19 protein-coding genes are annotated in these 22,200 nt (G+C 40.8%); 11 read left to right on the plus strand and 8 right to left on the minus strand.

Annotated elements, in window-relative coordinates:
• Positions 1–333: 333 nt before the first annotated feature.
• From gyrA to dnaA, 7 genes are all read right to left on the minus strand, one after another.
• Positions 334–2,913: a DNA gyrase subunit A gene (gene gyrA, locus A8F94_RS21100; protein WP_066205217.1), complete on the minus strand. Its 2,580-nt coding sequence runs from the start codon at positions 2,911–2,913 to the stop codon at positions 334–336.
• A 143-nt stretch (positions 2,914–3,056) separates the two neighbouring features.
• Entirely contained in the window at positions 3,057–4,976 is a 1,920-nt protein-coding gene (gyrB, locus tag A8F94_RS21105) for a DNA topoisomerase (ATP-hydrolyzing) subunit B (protein ID WP_066205221.1), read from the minus strand.
• 132 nt (positions 4,977–5,108) lie between these two features.
• A complete protein-coding gene (gene remB / locus A8F94_RS21110) occupies positions 5,109–5,336 on the minus strand; it encodes an extracellular matrix regulator RemB (protein WP_368072803.1) in 228 nt (75 codons plus the stop codon).
• A gap of 2 nt (positions 5,337–5,338) precedes the next feature.
• A complete protein-coding gene (recF, locus tag A8F94_RS21115; RefSeq protein ID WP_066205224.1) occupies positions 5,339–6,457 on the minus strand; it encodes a DNA replication/repair protein RecF in 1,119 nt (372 codons plus the stop codon).
• 11 nt (positions 6,458–6,468) lie between these two features.
• Entirely contained in the window at positions 6,469–6,687 is a 219-nt protein-coding gene (yaaA, locus tag A8F94_RS21120; protein WP_066205228.1) for a S4 domain-containing protein YaaA, read from the minus strand.
• A gap of 423 nt (positions 6,688–7,110) precedes the next feature.
• A complete protein-coding gene (gene dnaN / locus A8F94_RS21125) occupies positions 7,111–8,247 on the minus strand; it encodes a DNA polymerase III subunit beta (protein WP_066205231.1) in 1,137 nt (378 codons plus the stop codon).
• Between the two features lie 184 nt (positions 8,248–8,431).
• Complete coding sequence (dnaA, locus tag A8F94_RS21130; protein WP_066205234.1) at positions 8,432–9,778, minus strand: chromosomal replication initiator protein DnaA; 1,347 nt, start codon at positions 9,776–9,778, stop codon at positions 8,432–8,434.
• Between the two features lie 685 nt (positions 9,779–10,463).
• On the opposite strand from dnaA, the gene rpmH reads away from it, so the two are divergent.
• The 11 genes from rpmH (at position 10,464) to A8F94_RS21185 (ending at position 21,279) form a co-directional block, all read left to right on the plus strand.
• Positions 10,464–10,598, plus strand: coding sequence for a 50S ribosomal protein L34 (gene rpmH / locus A8F94_RS21135; RefSeq protein ID WP_066205237.1), 135 nt, complete (start codon positions 10,464–10,466; stop codon positions 10,596–10,598).
• 220 nt (positions 10,599–10,818) lie between these two features.
• Complete coding sequence (gene rnpA / locus A8F94_RS21140) at positions 10,819–11,181, plus strand: ribonuclease P protein component (protein WP_066205240.1); 363 nt, start codon at positions 10,819–10,821, stop codon at positions 11,179–11,181.
• 208 nt (positions 11,182–11,389) lie between these two features.
• Entirely contained in the window at positions 11,390–12,166 is a 777-nt protein-coding gene (gene spoIIIJ, locus A8F94_RS21145) for a YidC family membrane integrase SpoIIIJ (protein ID WP_066205242.1), read from the plus strand.
• Complete coding sequence (jag, locus tag A8F94_RS21150; protein ID WP_066205245.1) at positions 12,163–12,780, plus strand: RNA-binding cell elongation regulator Jag/EloR; 618 nt, start codon at positions 12,163–12,165, stop codon at positions 12,778–12,780. Before spoIIIJ ends, jag begins: the two co-directional genes overlap by 4 nt.
• A 348-nt stretch (positions 12,781–13,128) precedes the next feature.
• Positions 13,129–14,514 carry a tRNA uridine-5-carboxymethylaminomethyl(34) synthesis GTPase MnmE gene (gene mnmE / locus A8F94_RS21155; protein ID WP_066205248.1) on the plus strand — a complete coding sequence of 462 codons (1,386 nt, stop codon included), beginning with the start codon at positions 13,129–13,131 and terminating at the stop codon, positions 14,512–14,514.
• A 33-nt stretch (positions 14,515–14,547) separates the two neighbouring features.
• The gene (mnmG, locus tag A8F94_RS21160; protein WP_066205253.1) at positions 14,548–16,437 is read left to right on the plus strand and encodes a tRNA uridine-5-carboxymethylaminomethyl(34) synthesis enzyme MnmG; all 1,890 of its coding nucleotides are present in this window, start codon (positions 14,548–14,550) and stop codon (positions 16,435–16,437) included.
• 16 nt (positions 16,438–16,453) lie between these two features.
• Positions 16,454–17,170, plus strand: coding sequence for a 16S rRNA (guanine(527)-N(7))-methyltransferase RsmG (gene rsmG / locus A8F94_RS21165; protein WP_066205256.1), 717 nt, complete (start codon positions 16,454–16,456; stop codon positions 17,168–17,170).
• Positions 17,171–17,416: 246 nt separating this feature from the next.
• Positions 17,417–18,286, plus strand: coding sequence for a nucleoid occlusion protein (gene noc, locus A8F94_RS21170; protein WP_066205259.1), 870 nt, complete (start codon positions 17,417–17,419; stop codon positions 18,284–18,286).
• A gap of 279 nt (positions 18,287–18,565) precedes the next feature.
• On the plus strand, positions 18,566–19,327 hold the full coding sequence (locus A8F94_RS21175; protein WP_066205262.1) for a ParA family protein: 762 nt from the start codon (positions 18,566–18,568) through the stop codon (positions 19,325–19,327).
• Positions 19,320–20,177 (plus strand): ParB/RepB/Spo0J family partition protein, encoded by an 858-nt coding sequence (locus tag A8F94_RS21180; RefSeq protein WP_066205265.1) that lies wholly within the window; start codon positions 19,320–19,322, stop codon positions 20,175–20,177. Before A8F94_RS21175 ends, A8F94_RS21180 begins: the two co-directional genes overlap by 8 nt.
• 397 nt (positions 20,178–20,574) lie before the next feature.
• On the plus strand, positions 20,575–21,279 hold the full coding sequence (locus A8F94_RS21185; RefSeq protein ID WP_066205267.1) for a DUF554 domain-containing protein: 705 nt from the start codon (positions 20,575–20,577) through the stop codon (positions 21,277–21,279).
• Positions 21,280–21,328: 49 nt separating this feature from the next.
• Here the strand turns inward: A8F94_RS21185 and yyaC are convergent, their stop codons facing one another.
• Positions 21,329–21,964 (minus strand): spore protease YyaC, encoded by a 636-nt coding sequence (gene yyaC, locus A8F94_RS21190; RefSeq protein ID WP_066205270.1) that lies wholly within the window; start codon positions 21,962–21,964, stop codon positions 21,329–21,331.
• Positions 21,965–22,200 lie beyond the last annotated feature (236 nt).

The following is a 22,200-nucleotide window of genomic DNA, read 5'->3' on the forward strand; positions in this document are numbered from 1 at the left end:
ATCATATTATTGTTTGTTGACGCTTGTTTGTTTAGTTTTCAAAGAACAATTCAAACTGCTGTATCGCGTAACAGCGACTTTAATAATATATCATGTGCAGCAAACTAAGTCAACACTTTTTTTAACTTTTATACTATAATCAACTGTTTAACTTGGTGCTGCGTTAGTGATTATATCAGCATATTGATTACTGTGCAATAGCTTAAGAAACAATCAATCAGTTCGGAATATTTGCATCTATCTAAAGCCGGACTCATTATTTTATATAAAAAGAAGGTGTGGCGAAAATAAACTTCGGCCACACCCTTTTTTATCACTATTATCTAAATAGGTTTATTCCTCTGAATCGTCATCAGAATCAGTTTCTGAAACTTCAACAGGTTCATCCAATTCAATAACTTCCTTAACCGTAACAGGTTCACCAGGATGGTCCGCTTCAATAACTGCTTCTGGCAGCTCTAAGTCGTCCTCATCCTTTTCTTCTTCACGTTCAACTTTCGCAACAGTAGCGACACTTTCATTTTCTTTAATATTGATAAGCTTAACTCCAATTGTATTTCGGCCTACCTTGGAGATGCTATCGACTGGAATTCTTATTAGCACCCCGCCTGTTGTAATAAGCATGAGGTCTTCTTCTCCATTAACGGTTTTCATGGAAACAAGATGGCCGTTTTTATTTTCGATAACATTGGCTGTCTTGATTCCTTTTCCGCCCCGGCCCTGGATTCGATATTCAGATGCATCCGTTCGTTTGCCATATCCTTTGCTAGTAACAACCAGTACCTCTGAACCTTCTTCAAGCACTTCCATGCCGATTACTTCATCGTCCCGATCAAGCGTAATCCCCTTAACTCCTGTTGCAGTTCTTCCCATTGTCCTTACATCTGTTTCAGGGAAGCGTATTTGCATACCTTTCTTCGTGGCAATGACCATTTCCTTGGACCCATCTGTTAACCTTACTGAAATCAATTCGTCACCTTCACGAAGGTTTAGGGCAATTAGGCCATTATTGCGAATATGGGCAAAGGAACTTAATGGTGAACGTTTTGAAATTCCCTCTTTCGTGGTAAAGAACAGGAACCAATCATCCACAAATTCTTCTACCGGAATGATTGCATTTACCCACTCACCCTTTTCTATGCCGAGCAGGTTAATAATTGGAATACCTTTTGCTGTACGGCTGAACTCAGGTATTTCATATCCCTTTGTCTTATACACCTTGCCCTTGTTTGTAAAGAACAAAATTGTATTATGGGTTGAAGTCGTAATCAGATGTTCTACAAAGTCATCCTCATTCGTCCCCATTCCCTGGATTCCTCTCCCGCCGCGTCTTTGTGATCTGTAAGTTGATGCAGGGAGCCGTTTTATATACCCATTATGTGTTAGCGTTAGGACGACCGTTTCACGAGGTATTAAATCTTCATCCTCAATGTGTTCAAGGCCACCCGCCGCAATTTCAGTGCGCCTCTTATCATTAAAGCGATCTTTGATTTCGGCAAGTTCATCCCTAATAATTTGAAGAAGCTTTTCCTCATCAGCCAGGATTGCTTTATACTCAGCAATTTGTGCCATAAGGTTTTGATATTCTTCCTCAATTTTTTCCCTTTCCAATCCTGTCAGGCGCTGCAGCCTCATATCAAGGATAGCCTGCGCCTGTTTTTCGGAAAGATTGAATGAAGACATTAAGCCCTCTCGTGCTATATCAGTAGTGCGCGAATTACGAATTAATGTAATAACCGCATCAAGATGGTCAAGTGCAATCCGCAAACCTTCAAGGATATGCGCCCTGGCCTCAGCTTTACGCAATTCAAATTCAGTTCTTCTTCTTATTACAACCTTCTGGTGGTCAAGATAATGAATTAAGCATTGTTTTACATTCAAAACTTTAGGATGCCCACTGACAAGAGCAAGCATATTAATACCAAAGGTCGTCTGCAGGGCTGTCTGTTTATAAAGATTGTTAAGAAGGACATTTGCGTTCGTGTCTTTCCTAACTTCAATATAAATTCTCATACCACGCCTATCTGATTCATCACGAAGGTCGGTAATGCCGTCTATTTTCTTTTCGCGGACTAGCTCGGCGATCTTTTCAATCAACTTTGCTTTGTTTACCTGGTAAGGAAGTTCTTTTACGATGATAACTTCCTTGCCATTTTTAAGCTGCTCAATTTCTACCTTGGCACGCAAAGTAATCGAACCCCGGCCAGTTTCATAGGCCTTGCGGATTCCGCTGCGCCCGAGAATGATTCCGCCTGTCGGAAAGTCGGGGCCAGGTATGATTTCCATGAGCTCCTGGATAGTAATTTCAGGATCTTTACTTACAGCCAGTACGCCATCGATAACCTCACCGAGCTGGTGAGGTGGAATATTTGTTGCCATACCAACCGCAATCCCGGTCGTACCATTAACCAAAAGGTTTGGAAAACGAGCAGGAAGCACAACTGGCTCCCTTTCTTCACCATCATAGTTATCCTGGTAATCGATTGTATCCTTATTGATGTCTCTCAATAATTCCATCGAAATCTTTGACATTCTCGACTCTGTATATCGCATCGCAGCGGCCGAATCTCCATCCACTGATCCAAAGTTTCCATGGCCGTCTACCAGCATATACCGCTGGTTGAAGTCCTGGGCCATACGGACCATTGTTTCATAAACGGCTTGGTCACCATGGGGGTGGTACTTACCAATAACGTCCCCAACGATACGGGCGGACTTTTTATATGGTTTATCGGAGTGCATTCCAAGATCATGCATAGCATAGAGAATACGGCGGTGAACCGGTTTTAGTCCATCTCTGACATCAGGTAAAGCCCTTGAAACGATAACACTCATCGCATAATCCAAAAATGATGATTTCATTTCCTGGCTTATGTTAATTTCCTCTACACGGGAGTTTTCAAAATCCGCCATCAGATAACCCTCCACTTAAGGAACAAGCGGCTAATAGACTACTATCGAGCACTGCCATCCTTAACAAATTTAACACTGAATTTGAAGAAAAAGCAGGATAGACAAAATCCATCCTCATTTTTCTAAAACTTCTTGTTATTAAGTTATATATCAAGATTCTTTACATATTGGGCATTTTCTTCAATGAAGTTCCTGCGGGGTTCTACTTTATCACCCATCAAGATTTCAAATGTTTCATCAGCTTCAATTGCATCATTCAGGCTGACCTGCAGCAATGTCCTAACAGACGGGTCCATAGTGGTTTCCCATAGCTGGTCAGGGTTCATTTCACCAAGCCCTTTATAACGCTGAATGTTTGGCTTTGGTGTCGCAGGCAGTTCCGACATGAATTTTTCTAGCTGTTTTTCGTTGTACGCATATTCTATTCGTTTGCCCTGCTGAATTTTATACAAAGGAGGCTGGGCAATATAAATATAGCCTGACTCAATGATTGGGCGCATATAACGGTAGAAGAACGTTAATAATAAAGTTCGGATATGGGCCCCATCTACATCCGCGTCGGTCATAATGACGACTTTATGATATCTAGCCTTACTTATATCAAAATCCTCGCCAATTCCTGTACCGACAGCTGTAATAATCGCCCTGACCTCATTATTGGACAGGATTTTATCGAGCCGGGATTTTTCAACATTTAGGATTTTACCGCGCAATGGCAAAATCGCCTGGAAATGGCGGTCACGCCCCTGCTTGGCCGATCCGCCTGCAGAGTCACCCTCAACAATGTAAATTTCGCTTTCAGCTGGATCTTTTGAAGTGCAATCGGCAAGCTTTCCAGGAAGGCTCGATACTTCAAGGGCACTTTTCCTTCGAGTCAACTCACGAGCCTTTTTGGCCGCAAGTCTTGCTCTTGCTGCCATAAGGCCTTTCTCAACAATTTTCCTGGCAACATCCGGGTTTTCAAGCATGAACTGCTCAAACTTATCGGCAAATACGGTATCCGTGATGTTCCTGACCTCGGAATTCCCTAGCTTTGTCTTTGTTTGCCCTTCAAATTGGGGATCTGGATGTTTAATTGAAACAATAGCTGTCAACCCTTCACGTACATCTTCACCCGAAAGATTTGAATCTGCTTCCTTGAATATCCCGCTTTTGCGGGCATAATCATTAATAACCCTGGTCAGGGCTGTTTTAAAGCCAAATTCATGTGTACCGCCTTCATACGTATGGATATTATTAGCGAAAGAATAAAGATTCCCGGTATAGCCATCGTTATACTGCATGGCAACTTCGACATTGACTCCATCCCTGCCGCCATCCATATAAATCGGCTCGTGAATAACTTCCCTTGTTCTGTTCAAGTGTTCTACATACGATTTTATACCACCTTCGTAGTGGTACTCGTTACTCTTATTTTCGACACGTTTATCTTCAATGATGAGCCGAAGGCCGCGATTTAAGAAAGCGAGCTCACGAATCCTGTTGGCCAGTACATCATATTCGTATTCCAGTGTCTCCGTAAAAATTTCTGGATCTGGTTTAAAGTGTATTGTCGTTCCTGTCCGTTCAGTCTCACCAATGACCTTTAAGTCGGCTACTGGTACGCCCCGTTCATACTTTTGGTAATAAACCTTTCCATCCCTGTGTACATAGACCTCAAGGAATGTAGATAAAGCGTTAACGACAGAAGCCCCAACACCATGGAGACCCCCAGAAACTTTATAACCGCCGCCGCCAAATTTACCGCCTGCATGGAGAACTGTTAAGATAACTTCCACAGCCGGCCTGCCCATTTTTTCTTGAATTCCTACAGGAATACCACGGCCGTTATCTATTACAGTAATACTGTTATCTTCTTCAATAATGACCTTTATTTGATCGCAGTAACCTGCCAATGCCTCATCAATACTGTTATCGACGATTTCCCAGACAAGATGATGAAGGCCTTTGCTGCTTGTTGAGCCAATATACATCCCTGGGCGCTTCCTTACAGCTTCAAGGCCTTCAAGGACCTGTATTTGATTGGCATCATAGGATTGTTCACGTACCGTTTCTTGTTCCATTGCCAAACCGCTCACCTGCACTTTCATACTTTTGTTCCAGTTGTGAAAAGGATTGTCCAATTTTTACACCAATCCATTTATTCACTACCTGTGAATAACAATAAAAAATTCATAATCTATATAAAGTTCATTTTAAAAATCTTGTATTCCCGACTGGGCTGAACGTTTTTTTAATGTATTTGAAGCAAGTGGCGAAAGGTACACATTTTTTTCTGTGATGACCATTGATTTGAAGGGGCCTTTTGAAAGGTTTATACTATTGGCATACTTATGGCCAATCACACTATCCTTATCAATAATTGCAATAATTTCACTGGCTCTTACCATGTGATCCTCACCAATATGAATGTACACCTTCACCCTCAACTCCCTTTAGTAATTTCACCTGCAGTGACAATAAAAGTTGAAGCCTCTTTCATGGTTTGATGATCAATTCCTTCAATGCTAGTCGTTGTTACAAACGTTTGCACTTTGCCAGCTATCGTATTTAACAAGTGAGATTGACGGTAATCGTCCAGCTCTGACAGCACATCATCAAGAAGCAGAATTGGATACTCGCCAATTTCAGAATGTATCAATTCTATTTCAGCCAGCTTGACAGAAAGTGCCGTGGTACGCTGCTGCCCCTGAGACCCAAATGTCTGTACATCACGGCCATTTACAAGAAAAATAACATCATCCCGGTGTGGGCCAAATAAAGTTGTTCCCCGCTCAATTTCCCTTTGTTTAATCTTGAAGAATCTTTCTTTGTATGTCTCTATCATTTTCGACAAATCCTGGGCTTCTAATACATTCACAGAAGGAGCATAACGTATTTCTAACATCTCTGTGCCTCTGGAGATTCCTTTATGGATAGGCTGGGCCCATTCTTCAAGCAACTTTAGGAATTCAATTCGTTTGATTGTTATCTTGGCAGCTGCCTCAATAAATTGTTCAGTGAGGATATCCAGCATTGTTTCATCATTCGTCTTCTTGATTTGCATCATTTTTAAATAATGGTTCCGCTGCTGCAGGATTTTCATATATTGACTGACACCATGCAAATAGACAGGTGATACCTGCCCAATTTCCATATCTATAAAGCGTCTGCGAACCTGTGGACTTCCCTTTACGAGATTAAGGTCTTCGGGTGCAAACATGACGACATTCATATTCCCGACGTACTGGCTTAACCGTTGCTGTTCAATATGATTAAACCATGCCTTTTTACCCTTTTTGGATATCACTAGCTGCATTGGGATAGAGCCATGCCTTTTTTTAATCCTTCCCTCTATTTTAGCATACTCTGTATCCCAGCGAATAAGATCTTTATCGTTTGAAGAACGGTGTGATTTTGCCATTGCCAGGACATAAATCGATTCCATGATATTTGTCTTTCCTTGAGCATTTTCTCCGAGGAAAACATTCACTTTATTCTCAAAGCTAACCGTAAGGCCTTCATAATTCCGGTAATTTTTTAAAGACAGCTGCTCAATATACATATCGACATCCTTTAAGATCCACTAAGAAAAAACTCGCCAAAACCGGGGATGGAGACCTTGTCTCCATTTCTTAATTTCCTGCCTCGCCTTTGGTCCTGTTCCCCATTGATAAAAACCTTATGTTCGCCTAGGAACCACTTAGCCATTCCTCCTGTTTGAATGACTTCTGCATGTTTCAGGAATTGTCCAAGCGTAATATAGTCAGTGTCAATCTTTATTTCCTTTGGCATTTTGTCCACTCATTTCCGAAATGTTATCCCATTCTTAACGGGTACTTAATCCCTGGATACAGAAAGTCTGAATAAATAACGAAGGATTAACTCCCGAAAGGTTCGATTGGTTTTATTAAACCATCAGTGCAGAATAAACAATCCTCACCGATGAAGGTTTACTTTATGGCATTGACCATTGAAAGTATCAATACTTTATTTTACTAAAAAACCTGCCTAGTTACAAAGAATTCAAAGAAATCTTTAAGTTTTCGTGATTTCACTCCTTTTTATGGGAAAATTTCAGCATGATTTTTCAACTAGCTATCAGTAAACCTGTCTGCTTTGATTATTCCTGCTATAAATTAAAATTCACTCACTCATACTCTCTTATCCAAAGAAAGCTGCCAGGGATTACCCGGCAGCCTTGAACCATACCTTACTCTAATATGTCCTAACCGGCAGGATAAGCTGAAGTGTAGATTCATCATTGATTGGACGAATGACAAACGGCCTCATCGCTCCAGTAAAACTAATTCTAATATCCGTACCTTCAAGTGCCTTCAAAGCATCCATCATATATTTTGCGCTAAAGGAAATTTTTAATTCTTCACCATGAACAGATTGGCTTTGGATTTCCTCAACTACTTTTCCAATTTCAGGTGTATTTGAAGATACTTCTACGACTCCATCAGAGAGAGTCGAAAATTTAACAACATTATTTCTTCCTTCCTTTGCTAACAACGACGCGCGGTCAATTGCATGCAGGAAATCCTTTGTAAACAGCACAACATCTGTTTTACTGTCAAGCGGAATCAGCCGTGAAGTATCAGGGTAATTTCCTTCAAGTAGCCTCGAAAAGAATAATACATGCTTCGATTTGAACAATACTTGGTTTTCCGTAATAACAATATCGACAGGTTCATTTGTATCAGCAATTATTTTGCTTAATTCAGTTAGGCTTTTACCAGGAATAACGACATTGTATGTTTCATTGTTGTCAGTTTCAATACGGGCTTTTCGTAAAGCCAGACGATGGGAATCTGTTGCAATACAGATCAATTCGTTGTTTTCCATCCTCCAGTTTACACCTGTCAAGATAGGGCGTGTTTCTGAGGCGGACACTGCGAATACCGTTTGGCGGATTATTGCTTTTAGCAGATCAGCTGGAATCCTGAATTTATTGCTCTCTTCAATTTGGGGAAGATGTGGATACTCCTCCGCGTCCAGGCCGTTCAGATTAAATTCTGATTTTCCTGAACGAATAACAGTCTGAAGATGATTTTGAACCTCGATTTCTACCGTATCAGTAGGTAGTTTCTTTACAATTTCACTAAAGAATTTTGCCTGAAGTACAATGGCTCCAGTCTGTTTAATTTCTACAACTTCATTACCATTTTCCTCTTTAGGAATAAACGATTCGATCGATACATCTGAATCACTTCCAGTAAGCGTAACTCCATCATTTCCAGCTACAATTTTAATCCCTGTCAGAATTGGAATTGTTGTTCTCGAAGTAACAGCCTTCATTACATCGTTCACGCTTTGGACTAAATAGTCACGCTGAATACTGAATTTCATTTCTCTTCCTCCGTTTATAATCATATTTTTTGATTTGATGAATATATTTATAAGTTCTTTAAAAATCGTAGAAGTACTAGTAGGTCCTGTGATTATGTGGATAAGTGTTTATTATACAGGAAATACAGTCTATCCACATGTGGATAGACTGTGCGTAACTTTAGTGGAATTATCAACAATATCATTAAACTTTCAACAGGTCGTTTAATTCTTTGACCTGTCTTTGAAGCTGAACATCGGTCGCGAGCAGCTTTGAAATTTTTTCATGGGCATGGATAACTGTTGTGTGGTCCCTGCCTCCGAATTCCTCACCAATTTTCGGAAGTGAAAAATCAGTGAGCTCTCTAGAAAGATACATTGCAACCTGTCTTGGAAAGGCGACAGATTTTGTTCGCTTTTTTGCTTTAAAGTCTTCAAGTTTAATATTGAATTGTTGTCCAACCGCCTTTTGAATATCAAGGATCGTAACCATTTTTGGTTTCGAATTTGGAATAATGTCTTTTAAAGCTTCAGCGGCAAGATCAGCGTTTATATCCTTATTTATTAAGGAAGAATAAGCGACTACGCGAATTAAAGCTCCTTCAAGTTCCCGAATATTGGAGTCGATTTGATTCGCAATATAAAGCATGACTTCATTCGGGATATCCAGTCCTTCAGCTTTGGCTTTTTTACGGAGAATGGCAATCCGTGTTTCGAGATCCGGAGGAGTAATATCGGTAATTAGTCCCCATTCGAAACGGCTTCGAAGCCTGTCTTCGAGAGTAGGTATTTCCTTCGGAGGCCGGTCACTCGAAATGATAATTTGCTTACTTTCTTCGTGAAGCGTGTTAAATGTATGGAAAAATTCTTCCTGGGTCGATTCTTTCCCTGCAAGAAATTGAATATCGTCAATTAACAGGACATCTACTTTTCTATATTTATTACGGAACTCAATTGCTTTATTGTCACGAATTGAATTAATAAATTCATTTGTGAATTTTTCTGAAGAAAGATAAACAACTTTTGCCGATGGGTTATGTTCAAGAACATAATGGCCAATAGCATGCATTAAATGTGTTTTTCCAAGTCCGACTCCACCATAAATAAATAGGGGATTATATGCCTTTGCCGGTGCCTCCGCCACTGCCAATGAGGCTGCGTGTGCAAAGCGGTTTCCCGATCCGATGACAAAAGTGTCAAATGTATACTTTGGGTTCAGCATTGTCAAAGGGATGTCATGATTTTCATCACCTTTTTTTGCTCTCGCTTTCGGTAGATGCAAATCAGGGTCTTCTTCGCTTTTCACTTGAGGAATAATAAACTTAATCTCAAGCTCTTCTCCCGTAATTTCATATAATATTTCCGATATCAGCTGCGAATAACGTTCTTCAAGCCAATCCCGGGCAAATTCATTTGGAGCTGTAACAATAAGTGTATTCCCTTGAAGTGCATGTGACTTGGTTGATTTTAGCCATGTATCATAACTTGGTTTACTTATTTTCTTCTGGATGCTGGCTAGGGCTTCATTCCACAAGTCTGAGATGTTCTCCAATCTATTTTCCCTCCTTTGTTTATTTGTTTTATAGATTAGTATAGTTTCTAAATGCGAATATTTTGTCGATGTTATACAACTTGTATAACCCTGGTGAATAAATATCCATGTGAATGAAACTGTGGAAAAGCATATAATAAGGAAAGGAAATGGGGTTTTCGACAATTTCCTCTATCTGTGGACAATTTTCTACAGAGCCTTTGGATAACCTGTCCACAAGTTATCCACAGACTGTGGATAAGCATTTTATCCACATTGAATAAGGAGAAGTGAAAACACAACTATAATATCAGAAATATGCACTAGGCGCAATGGCTTTAAGAGATTATCCACAAGAGACACAGTTATGCACGCTTACATTATCCACAACGAAGGGACTTGTGAAAATCTTGTCAATAACATTTAGGAAAAGTAAAAAATATGTCGTAAATTATCCACAGCCCAGGTTGAGGGAACCAGCAACAATAGTTGCAGCCTTTTCTTAAGAAGGAAATCAGCCTCGATCCAATTACTTAAGTCATCTTTTAAAATCAACAACTACTTCTGGAAGAAGTATGAAAAAATCGAACAGTAGTTGACAATTGATAGGGCACCTCTCTATAATAATTAAGACTGTCTTAACAAAAATTAATTCTGAAAGATCCAGACTGTCTTTATAAGCAATTCCTCAGGGAGGTGTCATAGAATGAAAAGGACTTACCAGCCAAATACAAGAAAGCACAGCAAAGTTCACGGATTCCGTAAGCGTATGAGCACTGCAAACGGCCGCAAAGTACTTGCCCGCCGCCGCCAAAAAGGAAGAAAAGTATTATCAGCGTAGGCCACTGACCGTCTCAGTGGTCTTTTTTTCTCTTTCCTAGCAAGAAAGGCTTTGCAGGAAAGGACTCTACCACCAGTGGGAGAGAGAATCTGCCACTGGTGGAAAATAACTGTGTGAAACTTCGGATAAATATTGCTGGTGGAATATAGTGTTTTATTAAAGGATAGGATTACACTTAGGAAGGGCTCATATAATATGCCCGGAGTTGAAGGTGTGCCATATGAAAAAGGAATATAGGATAAAAGAGAATAAGGATTTTCAAAAGGTCTTTAAAAAGGGACATTCTACTGCCAATAGGCAATTTATTGTATATGTACTGAAAAAGGAAGGACAGGTCCATTTTAGGATCGGCTTATCAGTTAGCAAGAAAATTGGCAATGCTGTAGTCCGGAATCAGGTGAAAAGGTACATACGGCAATCTATGTTCGAGATGAAGGAATGGCTGGAACCAGAAAATGATTACGTTATTATTGCCAGGAAGCCTGCAGCAGATATGAATTTTTTCGATGTGAAAAAAAGCCTTGTTCATGTTTTAAAATTGGCTAAAGTACTAAAAAAAGACTATTCACTCGAAAATAAATGAAAAATTGGTTTATTACACAAATTTTGAAAGCACTTCACTCAAAAAAATGATAGAATGATTCAGATAGCTTCTCTATTAAAGGAGGCTCCCTGAATAATTATCGTAGGGACATGCGAGTTATGCCTGTCACGAAGGCGCTTGCGCTTTTCTTATAGTATTCTGGGGATTTCCCACCAATATAACCATCCGTTTAAGGAGGAAAATTCGGTTGAGTAAACGAATAGTTACGTTTATCGGTTTATTTGCATTTGTTCTTTTATTGGCTGGATGTACGGAAGTAAATCAACCGATAACAGCAGAAAGCAAAGGTTTTTGGAATGAGTACATTGTTTATCCGCTTTCCTGGCTGATTATTAAATTTGCAGAATTGCTCTGGGGCAGTTTTGGTTTGTCGATCATCGCAGTAACGATTCTGATTCGTTTGGCAATCCTGCCATTGATGATTAAGCAAACAAAGAGCACCAAAGCTATGCAAGCCCTGCAGCCAGAAATGCAAAAACTTCGTGAAAAATACAGCTCGAAAGACCAAAAAACTCAGCAAAAGCTACAGCAGGAAACCATGGCCTTGTTCCAAAAGCATGGTGTAAATCCAATGGCGGGATGTATGCCATTGTTTGTGCAAATGCCAATTCTGATTGGTTTTTATCATGCTATTACAAGGACCAGAGCAATCGCGGATGATAACTTCCTTTGGTTTGATCTTGGAGACAAGGATCCGTACTATATTCTTCCGTTAGTAGCAGGGTTGACTACCTTCATCCAGCAAAAAATGTCGATGGCCGGAATGCCGGACAATCCGCAAATGCAGATGATGCTTTGGATGATGCCGCTAATGATCATTATTTTCGCCATTAATTTCCCAGCAGCTCTTTCACTATATTGGGTGGTCGGGAACATTTTCATGATTGTCCAAACGTATTTCATTAAAGGGCCGGACTTAAGAAAGGCACAAAGCACCGGCAATGCGGGGGGAGCCAAAAAGTGAAACAGATAACTGCCAGCGGACAAACCGTTGAAGAAGCAGTACAATCAGCACTTGCTCAGTTAAACACCACGAAAGACCGCACAGAAGTTAAGATTGTTGATGAAGGGAAAAAGGGGATTTTCGGTTTTGGATCAAGACCGGCTATTGTAAAGGTAACAGTAAGAATTGACCCGATCGAAGAGGCGAAGAAATTTTTAAATCAAGTTTCTGAACAGATGGGTGCCCCAATTGAAATTGAAACAAAAAAAGATGGGAAGCATGTCACATTTGTCCTTAGTGGTGAAAAAATTGCTCTGTTGATTGGCAAAAGGGGACAAACACTGAATTCTCTTCAGTATCTAACCCAGCTGGTCCTTAATCGATACTCGGAACAATATTTAACTGTCATCCTGGATGCCGAGGATTATCGAAGCCGCCGTAATGAAACGCTTATCCAACTTGCCCATCGCCTTGCACAAAAGGCTATAAAAACTGGTAAGACTGTTACACTTGAGCCAATGCCTTCTTATGAAAGAAAAGTCATTCATACTGCACTGGCTGAAAACAATAAAATTAACACTTATTCGGATGGGACAGAGCCTCATCGCCATATCGTTATTTCTCCAGTCCGTTAAAAGAATGTATGAACCTAAACCCTGTTAGATGTAAAATCTAGCAGGGTTTTTTTGTGTTGCTCCAAAAATGAAGGTGTCTTGGTTTGTCCTTCCGGAGTGGACAGCAATAACCTTTGCCTGGCGTTACTCAACTTCCTCAAAGGAACGTTTCAAAAACTCTTTAAAGAATGAAAGACGTGCTTTATTGTTATTCACATGTGGATAAGTTAAAATAAAGCGTATTGACTTTTGGGATTGTGGATAATTAGCCTTTTACAGTCAACAGTGCTGTGGTATGCTATTGTTTTGGTATTTTATAAATGATGGTTTGACTTATAGATAAAATGTGAATGAATAGAGGTGACAAAAATGGAGTTTGATACGATAACGGCAATATCGACTCCGATGGGGGAAGGAGCAATTGCGATTGTCCGCCTTAGTGGGGATGAAGCATTTACGATTGCCGATAAAGTATTTAGAAGCCCCGGTGGAAAAAGTTTAGTGAAGGTTCCTAGCCATACCATTCATTATGGGCATCTGATAGATCCAAAGACAGGTTCGGTTGTAGAGGAAGTTATGGTCTCTGCGATGAGAGGACCGAGGACTTTTACAAGAGAAGATGTAATCGAGATTAATTGCCATGGGGGACTAGTCAGTGTCAACCGGGTGCTTCAGCTAGTATTGAATAATGGAGCAAGGCTTGCCGAACCAGGTGAATTTACAAAACGGGCTTTTCTAAATGGACGTATTGACCTTTCACAGGCTGAAGCTGTTATGGATTTGATTCGAGCCAAAACAGACAGAGCCATGAACGTGGCGCTTGGACAAATGGAAGGGCGATTATCACGGCTAATTAAAAAGCTGCGCCAGGAAATCCTAGAGGTCCTTGCCCATGTTGAAGTGAATATTGATTATCCAGAGTATGATGATGTAGAAGAAATGACCCATACGATGTTGTTAGAGAAGTCCACTTATGTAAAGGGAGAGCTTCAAAAACTTTTACAAACATCACAGCAGGGTAAAATACTGAGGGATGGACTTTCCACCGTTATTGTCGGGAGGCCGAATGTTGGAAAATCATCCTTGCTAAATAGCCTTGTCCAGGAGAACAAGGCTATTGTAACCGATATTCCCGGAACGACCCGGGATGTCATTGAGGAATATGTCAATGTAAGAGGTGTGCCGCTTAGGCTCCTAGATACAGCGGGTATAAGGGAAACTGAGGACATTGTCGAGAAAATTGGTGTTGAACGGTCCCGCCAGGTATTAAAAGAGGCCGATTTAATCCTGCTTGTCTTGAATTATTCCGATAAGTTGACTGAAGAGGACCGGAACATTTTTAAGGCAACTGAAGGAATGGATACGATTGTAATCATCAATAAAACCGATTTGGAAAGAAAAATCGATATGGCGGAAGTAGAGGCTCTTGCATCAGGCAGGAAGGTCATCACTACATCGCTTATTGAAGATAAAGGAATTGACGAATTGGAACAGGCAATTGCGAATATGTTCTTTGCAGGTGAGATAGAGGCGGGCGATTTAACCTACGTCTCCAATAGCCGCCATATTGCTCTAATTGGCCAGGCACTCCATTCTGTTGAAGAAGCGATTTCTGGAGTAGAAATGGGAACTCCTATTGATATTGTCCAAATAGATTTGACGCGAGCCTGGGAGCTACTGGGTGAAGTTATTGGTGAAAGTGTCCATGACAGTTTGATTGATCAGCTTTTCTCGCAGTTCTGCCTCGGAAAATAGGTTTAAAATAAAATTTAAAAAGGAGGCAGCGTTATGCATTACGAAGCCGGTAATTATGATGTAGTTGTAATCGGAGCGGGACATGCAGGCTGTGAGGCCGGACTTGCAGCTGCTCGGATGGGTGCTAAAACGCTAATGATTACCATAAATCTTGATATGGTTGCCTTTATGCCCTGCAATCCTTCCATTGGAGGACCAGCAAAGGGAATAGTGGTTAGAGAAATTGACGCCCTTGGCGGTGAGATGGGCAGAAATATCGATAAGACATATATACAAATGAGAATGTTGAATACAGGCAAGGGCCCAGCAGTCCGGGCTCTTCGGGCACAAGCAGATAAATTTGCCTATCAGCATGAAATGAAAAAAACGCTTGAAAACGAAAAAAATCTGACTCTACTGCAAGGAATGGTGGAAGAACTGATAGTGGAAGACGGTGTTTGTACAGGGGTGATTACACAAACTGGAGCAGTTTACCGTGCAAAAACAGTCATTATTACAACCGGGACATTCCTGCGCGGAGAAATTATTCTTGGCGACCTGAAATATTCGAGTGGTCCAAATAATCAACAACCTTCAATTCGGCTTTCTGAATATCTTGAAAGTCTAGGGTTAGACCTGGTGCGTTTTAAAACCGGAACACCTCCGCGGATCCATAGTGGAACGATCGATTATTCAAAAACGGAAATTCAGCCTGGTGATGAAACACCTCGGGCATTTTCTTATGAAACAACAAAATATATTACTGACCAGCTTCCTTGCTGGCTGACATACACAAGTGAGCAAACCCATAAAATTATTGAAGAAAATTTACATCGTTCCCCGATGTTTTCAGGTATGATAAAAGGGACAGGACCACGATACTGTCCATCTATAGAGGACAAAGTTGTCCGTTTTAATGACAAGCCCCGCCATCAAATATTCCTTGAACCTGAAGGAAGGCACACTGAAGAGGTGTATGTCCAGGGGTTGTCAACCAGCCTTCCTGAGGATGTACAGCACCGTCTTATAAGAACAGTTCCAGGCCTGGAAGAAGCTCAAATGATGAGAGCCGGATATGCTATTGAATATGATGCGATTGTCCCGACACAGCTTTGGCCGACGCTTGAAACGAAAAAAGTGAGAAATCTTTATACCGCAGGCCAAATTAATGGTACTTCAGGATATGAGGAAGCTGCCGGGCAAGGGTTAATGGCAGGAATCAATGCTGCTTTAAGGTCTCTTGGAAAGGAAGAGTTAATCCTTAGCCGGTCGGATGCTTATATCGGTGTAATGATTGACGATCTAGTAACAAAGGGAACAAATGAGCCATACAGGCTGCTGACATCTCGTGCGGAATATCGCCTGCTGCTTCGCCATGATAATGCAGATATGAGATTGACTGATATTGGGCATGAAATTGGCCTTATACCTCAAGACCGCTACGAAAAGTTTTTGCAAAAAAAGAATGCAGTTGAAGCTGAGAAGAAGCGCCTTCATTCAGAAATTATTAAACCTACCTCCATTGTGCAGGAATTGATTCGGAACCTGGGTGGAAGTGAGTTGAAAGATGGAATTCGTGCAGCAGATTTCCTGAGAAGAACTGAAGTAAAATATAGTCACATAGAAAACATCATTCCCCCGGAAATAAAACTGGATGAAGAAGTTAAGGAACAGGTTGAAATCCAGGTTAAATATGAGGGATATATTGAAAAATCACTTCAACAGGTTGACAGGCTGAAAAAGATGGAAAACAAAAAGATTCCTGAGAATATTGACTATGATGCCATATCGGGAATTGCAACAGAAGCTCGCCATAATTTAAAGGAAGTTAGGCCGCTTTCGATTGCCCAGGCATCCCGGATCGCGGGGGTCAATCCTGCTGATATTTCCATCCTCCTCGTATACCTGGAGAATGGCCGTATTGCTAAGGTGAAGGCAGAATAAGAGCGGAGTTGGAACGATGAATAATGAGAAGTTTATTGAATTGCTTGGAGAAAAGGGGATAACTCTTTCCTCCGAGCAGATTAGCCAATTCGAAACCTATTATGAAACATTGGTTGAATGGAACGAAAAGATGAATTTGACTGCGATTACGGATAAAGATGAAGTATTTCTTAAGCATTTTTATGATTCTCTTACGGCTGCATTTTACTATGATTTTTCCAAACCCCTGGCTGTATGTGATGTCGGAGCTGGAGCAGGCTTCCCTAGCATTCCGATTAAAATTGCTTTTCCAAATTTAAAGTTGACAATCGTCGATTCGCTGAATAAAAGGATTTCATTCCTTCACCACTTGGCAAATCAATTGAAGCTTAAAGACGTAACGTTTATCCATGACCGTGCTGAGACCTTTGGTGTTAAGCCGGATCATCGTGAACAATACGATGTTGTAACGGCCAGAGCAGTGGCCAGGCTCTCTGTGTTAAGTGAGCTCTGCCTCCCACTTGTAAAACGAGGTGGCGATTTTGTTGCGATGAAGGCAGCCAATGCACCCGATGAACTGCATGCTGCCGAAAAGGCGATTAATGTCCTTGGTGGGCGGACGGTAATAACCCATACTTTTTCTTTGCCTATAGAGGAAAGTGAACGGACTATCATCGTAATTAATAAGGAAAAGCCGACGCCTAAGAAATATCCAAGAAAGCCGGGGACTCCCAATAAAGCACCAATAGAATAAAACTGGATGGACGGAAATCCCTTCTCTTTACCTGGAACGCCATTTGGTTAAATAAGGTTTTTCTTAGGGCTCCAGTTCTTATTAAAATCAATGGAGTTCTGCGCGGCTTCCATCAGTGGGGGATAACCCCCCACTGAAGAATTTTTACATTATGCTGAAAAACGAGTCACTCTAATTATTTTTAAAGGATTTTTATTCATATAGAGAGAATTAGTTATAGGGAGTATCAAAAGGTGGTGCTGGAAAATGAAATCTTCTTTTTCTCGTTTTTTTAGCCGGGGGGATAAAAGTGAACACATAGACCTCAACGAGGAAATCACTTTGGATCCTGAATCATCCAATGAAGAAATAAAAAAAATAAACATTGAATCTATTATTCCCAATCGCTATCAGCCGAGGACTGTTTTTGATGATGATAAGATCGAAGAGTTATCCCGGACTATTCATATGCATGGCATCATCCAGCCTATAGTCGTAAGGGAGCTTGAAGATAACCGCTTTGAAATTATTGCTGGTGAACGAAGATGGCGCGCCATGAAGAAGCTTGGCTGGGAAGAGGTTCCTGCCATTATTAAAAATATGTCGGATACAGAAACAGCCTCAGTCGCATTAATAGAGAATCTTCAACGTGAAGAATTGACACCAATTGAAGAGGCAATTGCTTATGGGAAGCTTCTATCCCTTCATAATCTCACACAGGAGGCTTTGGCCCAAAGGCTGGGAAAAGGACAATCAACAGTAGCCAATAAGCTCAGGCTGCTTAAGCTGCCTCAGGAAGTCCAGGATGCACTATTAAATAAGCATATTTCTGAGCGGCATGCCCGGGCACTGATTCCTTTAAAAGACCCAGTGAAACAAATTGAAGTCCTTCAAGAGATTATGGAACGGAACCTAAATGTAAAGCAAACTGAAGAGAAGGTTCTTAAATTAATGGAGCCTGCAGTTGTTAAACCTAAGCCTAAGAGAAAAGCAGTTAGCAAGGATTTGAGAATTGCCGTTAATACAATCCGACAATCTCTTTCTATGGTCTCAGATAGCGGGATACCATTAGATGCTGAAGAAGAAGAGTTTGAAGAATATTATCAATTCACCATAAAGATTCCAAAGAAAAAATAAAGGAAGACCACCCAGCCCTGCATATCATGCAAGGCTTTTTCTTTACAGTAATATACTAATTTCATCGTAGATAAGGCGAATATATGTTCTTGTATGTATGCATATTTGGCAATATAATAGAATTGTAAGGGAGGTTATCTTCTCTTTCATAACTTTATTTTAAAAATCAATATTTTAAGAAAAAACCTACATTTGTATCATTTCATGTTAAAATAAATAGCATGGCATTCTTGCCACTATTGATTCACTCATTATTTTTTCAAAAAGGTAGGTGAGATCGTGGGCAAAGTACTTGCGATCGCGAATCAAAAAGGGGGCGTCGGTAAAACGACCACCTCTGTCAATCTGGGCGCCTGCTTAGCATACATAGGTAAGAAAGTTTTAATGGTTGATATTGATCCCCAGGGAAATGCAACAAGCGGAATCGGTGTCGAAAAGGCCGATGTTTCCCAGTGTATATATGATGTGCTCGTTGATGATGTTGAGGCAAAAGAAGCAATTATACCTACCGCTGTTGAAAATCTTCATGCCATTCCTGCTACGATCCAGCTTGCTGGGGCTGAAATTGAATTAGTTCCAACCATTTCAAGGGAAGTTCGCTTAAAGCGCGCACTCGAAGAGGTAAAGGATGATTACGATTATATCATCATCGACTGCCCTCCCTCCCTTGGCCTTTTGACTTTGAATGCACTAACGGCTTCCGATGCAGTCTTGATTCCGGTCCAATGTGAATATTATGCATTGGAGGGATTGAGCCAGTTGCTCAATACGGTCAGATTGGTCCAAAAACATCTAAATCAAAATCTGAAAATTGAGGGAGTCCTTCTTACAATGCTTGACGCAAGGACAAATCTCGGTATTCAGGTAATTGAAGAAGTAAAGAAATATTTTCAGGACAAAGTCTATAAAACAATTATTCCACGGAATGTGCGCCTTAGCGAGGCTCCGAGCCATGGGGAGCCCATCATTATTTATGATCCGAAATCACGGGGAGCTGAAGTTTACTTAGACCTCGCAAAGGAAGTGGTTTCTAATGGCTAAAGGTTTGGGAAAGGGGCTTGATGCCTTTTTCGGGAACATGGAAGCTGGGAGGGAAGAAACAGTTCAGGAAATCAAAGTGAAGGAGTTAAGGCCCAATCCTTATCAGCCAAGAAAGCACTTTGAAGCCGAAGCGATAGGAGAATTAAAAGCTTCCATTCTTGAACATGGAATCCTTCAGCCGCTGGTTGTCCGCAAAAGTATTCGGGGATATGAAATTGTCGTGGGAGAACGCAGATTTAGGGCTGCAAAGGAGGCTGGACTTGAAACTGTACCTGCAGTTGTCAGAGAGCTATCCGAACAGCAGATGATGGAGTTGGCTGTCCTTGAAAATTTGCAGAGAGAAGACTTAAATCCGATTGAAGAAGGGGCTGCTTATCAGACTTTAATGGAAAAGCTTGACCTCACTCAGGAGGAGGTTGCAAAACGGCTTGGAAAAAGCAGGCCACATATTGCCAACCATATAAGGCTCCTTTCCCTGCCACAAAAAATCCAACAGCTGATTTCAAACGGTACTATATCAATGGGGCATGGCCGCGCTTTACTGGGCCTTAAACAGAAAGCTAAACTTCCTCTTCTTGTTGAAAAAACAATCAACGAAAACCTTAATGTAAGGCAGTTGGAAAAGTTAATTCATCAATTAAATAATAATGTTTCACGTGAAACAAAAACTCCTGACAAGAAAAAAGATCAATTTATTCATGAACGTGAACATCAACTGAGAGAAAAGTTTGGTACTACTGTTCATATAAAAAAATCAAAAAACAAAGGTAAAATTGAAATCGAATTTTTCTCACAAGAGGACCTGGAAAGGCTGCTGGACATTCTCGGCCCCGAGAATCCGAATGCATAAGTATTCTTGGGTGGTTTCCTTTTTTAAAATAGAAGCCTTACTTATTTATAAGGGCAAGTTGTTTTTTGTGAAGGCTCGCCATAAAGGCGGGTTTTTCTTTATAGTATAAGAAATTATACCTATTCTAAGAACTGTCTAGATCCAGCGCCTAGCGCCTAATGTGCCTCGGTCCCTCGTTATGATAAGTCAACATCGATTCGCTTAGTACTCCTGTTCCATATATTCATGGAGGCAAACTCCTCAGCTTGTCGCAAAGTCCACTGAGATGTTGCCTCATGCAATAATGCAGGCAGTAACTTCATTCATCGTGTTTCCCTTATCTCTTTCGAGGCTCTCCAGTCCATACGGCGCTTGGCAAGGTGCTTGCGCTTTTCTTACATGCTGTGGGGGAAAAAGAATGTTTTTTTTGGGAACATTGGTGAATGGCTTGTGTATTATTATAGGAACTATGATAGGGAAATTGCTTCGCGGAATTCCGGATGGAATGCGAAAAACCGTTATGCATGGAATTGGTCTTTCCGTCATGGTTTTAGGGCTGCAAATGGGCTTGAAGAGCGAGAATTTTCTGATTGTTATAATCAGCCTAGTTGCTGGGGCGGTCCTAGGTGAACTATGGGCGCTTGATGACAAACTGAATAAGCTTGGGAATTGGCTTGAATCAAAGCTTGGGAATGGAGAAAAGGGCAGCATTTCAGAAGGGTTTGTGACTGCGACATTAATATTCCTTATAGGGGCAATGGCAATAATAGGAGCCCTCGACAGCGGAATACGAGGAAATCACGACGTTTTATATACGAAGGCAATTATTGATGGTTTCACTTCCATTATTTTGGCAACAACACTTGGTATTGGTGTTCTCTTCTCAGCGATTCCCGTCATGATTTACCAAGGCACAATTGCACTATTTGCTACTCAGATCAATCAAATTGTACCGGAGGCTCTTCTAAATCAGTTTATTACTGAAATGACTGCTGTCGGCGGTGTAATGATATTTGCGATTGGATTGAATTTAACCGGGTTGGCCAAAATAAAGGTTGCCAATTTGCTTCCAGGTATTATTGTTACAGCATTGGTTGTGGGATGCATATATCTATATAAATAATATAGTTTAAATTTTACAGGCAAAGGCGAATCCTTTGCCTGTTTTTAAATTAGGGGGTTTGTTCCCGAATGGTTCCCGGTTTTGTTTCCCATCCCAGTTCAGTCCATCCCATTTGGCTAGAATGTTGGCGGGAAGCCATGCTTATCCCATTAGCAATTGTTTTCGCCATTTTAAGAACTAAGCTTAGACGGGTGTTCTGCAATACAAAAAACTCCATAAATCCGCTTACATTAACAATCCCAGTTATGTGCATATCTCCTACTTCAGGCAGATCTTTATTTACCCCTGCACCGGGTTTTACAGGACCGTTGCAAATTTGCAGAACTCCGATACTTTTGAACCTTCCTAAACAGGCATCAATCGCAATAATATAAGGCCGGAAATGTTTTGCGTGGATTTCCTTCATTTTTGCTTCCAAATTCACAGCATGAATTGGATCATCTAATGTACCGTATACATGAAAAGACTGGGACCTTTGTTCTTCGAGGAATGTTCCTACAAGAGGGCCTAAGGAATCTCCCGTGGATCGGTCTGTACCAATACAGACAACAACAATCGGTCTGCTGGACAAAAGAGGCAGATTTGATAGCAGCCCGGCAGCGAGCTTTTCCGCTGCTTGGTTATCTTCATGATGAATTCGGTTGGAAGGCAGCCTTTCAAACAAACCTGCTGACTTACTATTCATAAAGCCCACTCCTTTAATGGCGCCTGCACAAACTTTATTTACTAGGGTTGTGGTCAGTAAGCTTTGTTTGTACATGTTTCTTGAATCTGAATTTAAAGAATAGTATCATTATACGAATATGTTGTGTTATCTATACATACCTAAAAAATGATTTTGCTAAACAGGGTAGAAAGATGGATGGGTACTAAGCTTTAAGGATAAAAGTACTAGAAGGAGTCCAGTTGAAAAACCGCCCG

The organism is Bacillus sp. FJAT-27225, from assembly GCF_001685025.1.
GTDB lineage: Bacteria > Bacillota > Bacilli > Bacillales > Cytobacillaceae > Bacillus_D.

Coding starts and splice junctions, on each gene's coding strand:
- gyrA (WP_066205217.1), bottom strand. CDS start 2,913: ATGGCGGATTTTGAAAACTCCCGTGTAGAGGAAATTAACATAAGCCAG.
- gyrB (WP_066205221.1), bottom strand. CDS start 4,976: ATGGAACAAGAAACGGTACGTGAACAATCCTATGATGCCAATCAAATA.
- recF (WP_066205224.1), bottom strand. CDS start 6,457: ATGTATATTGAGCAGCTGTCTTTAAAAAATTACCGGAATTATGAAGGC.
- yaaA (WP_066205228.1), bottom strand. CDS start 6,687: ATGCCAAAGGAAATAAAGATTGACACTGACTATATTACGCTTGGACAA.
- dnaN (WP_066205231.1), bottom strand. CDS start 8,247: ATGAAATTCAGTATTCAGCGTGACTATTTAGTCCAAAGCGTGAACGAT.
- rpmH (WP_066205237.1), top strand. CDS start 10,464: ATGAAAAGGACTTACCAGCCAAATACAAGAAAGCACAGCAAAGTTCAC.
- rnpA (WP_066205240.1), top strand. CDS start 10,819: ATGAAAAAGGAATATAGGATAAAAGAGAATAAGGATTTTCAAAAGGTC.
- mnmE (WP_066205248.1), top strand. CDS start 13,129: ATGGAGTTTGATACGATAACGGCAATATCGACTCCGATGGGGGAAGGA.
- mnmG (WP_066205253.1), top strand. CDS start 14,548: ATGCATTACGAAGCCGGTAATTATGATGTAGTTGTAATCGGAGCGGGA.
- rsmG (WP_066205256.1), top strand. CDS start 16,454: ATGAATAATGAGAAGTTTATTGAATTGCTTGGAGAAAAGGGGATAACT.
- noc (WP_066205259.1), top strand. CDS start 17,417: ATGAAATCTTCTTTTTCTCGTTTTTTTAGCCGGGGGGATAAAAGTGAA.
- A8F94_RS21180 (WP_066205265.1), top strand. CDS start 19,320: ATGGCTAAAGGTTTGGGAAAGGGGCTTGATGCCTTTTTCGGGAACATG.
- A8F94_RS21185 (WP_066205267.1), top strand. CDS start 20,575: ATGTTTTTTTTGGGAACATTGGTGAATGGCTTGTGTATTATTATAGGA.
- yyaC (WP_066205270.1), bottom strand. CDS start 21,964: ATGAATAGTAAGTCAGCAGGTTTGTTTGAAAGGCTGCCTTCCAACCGA.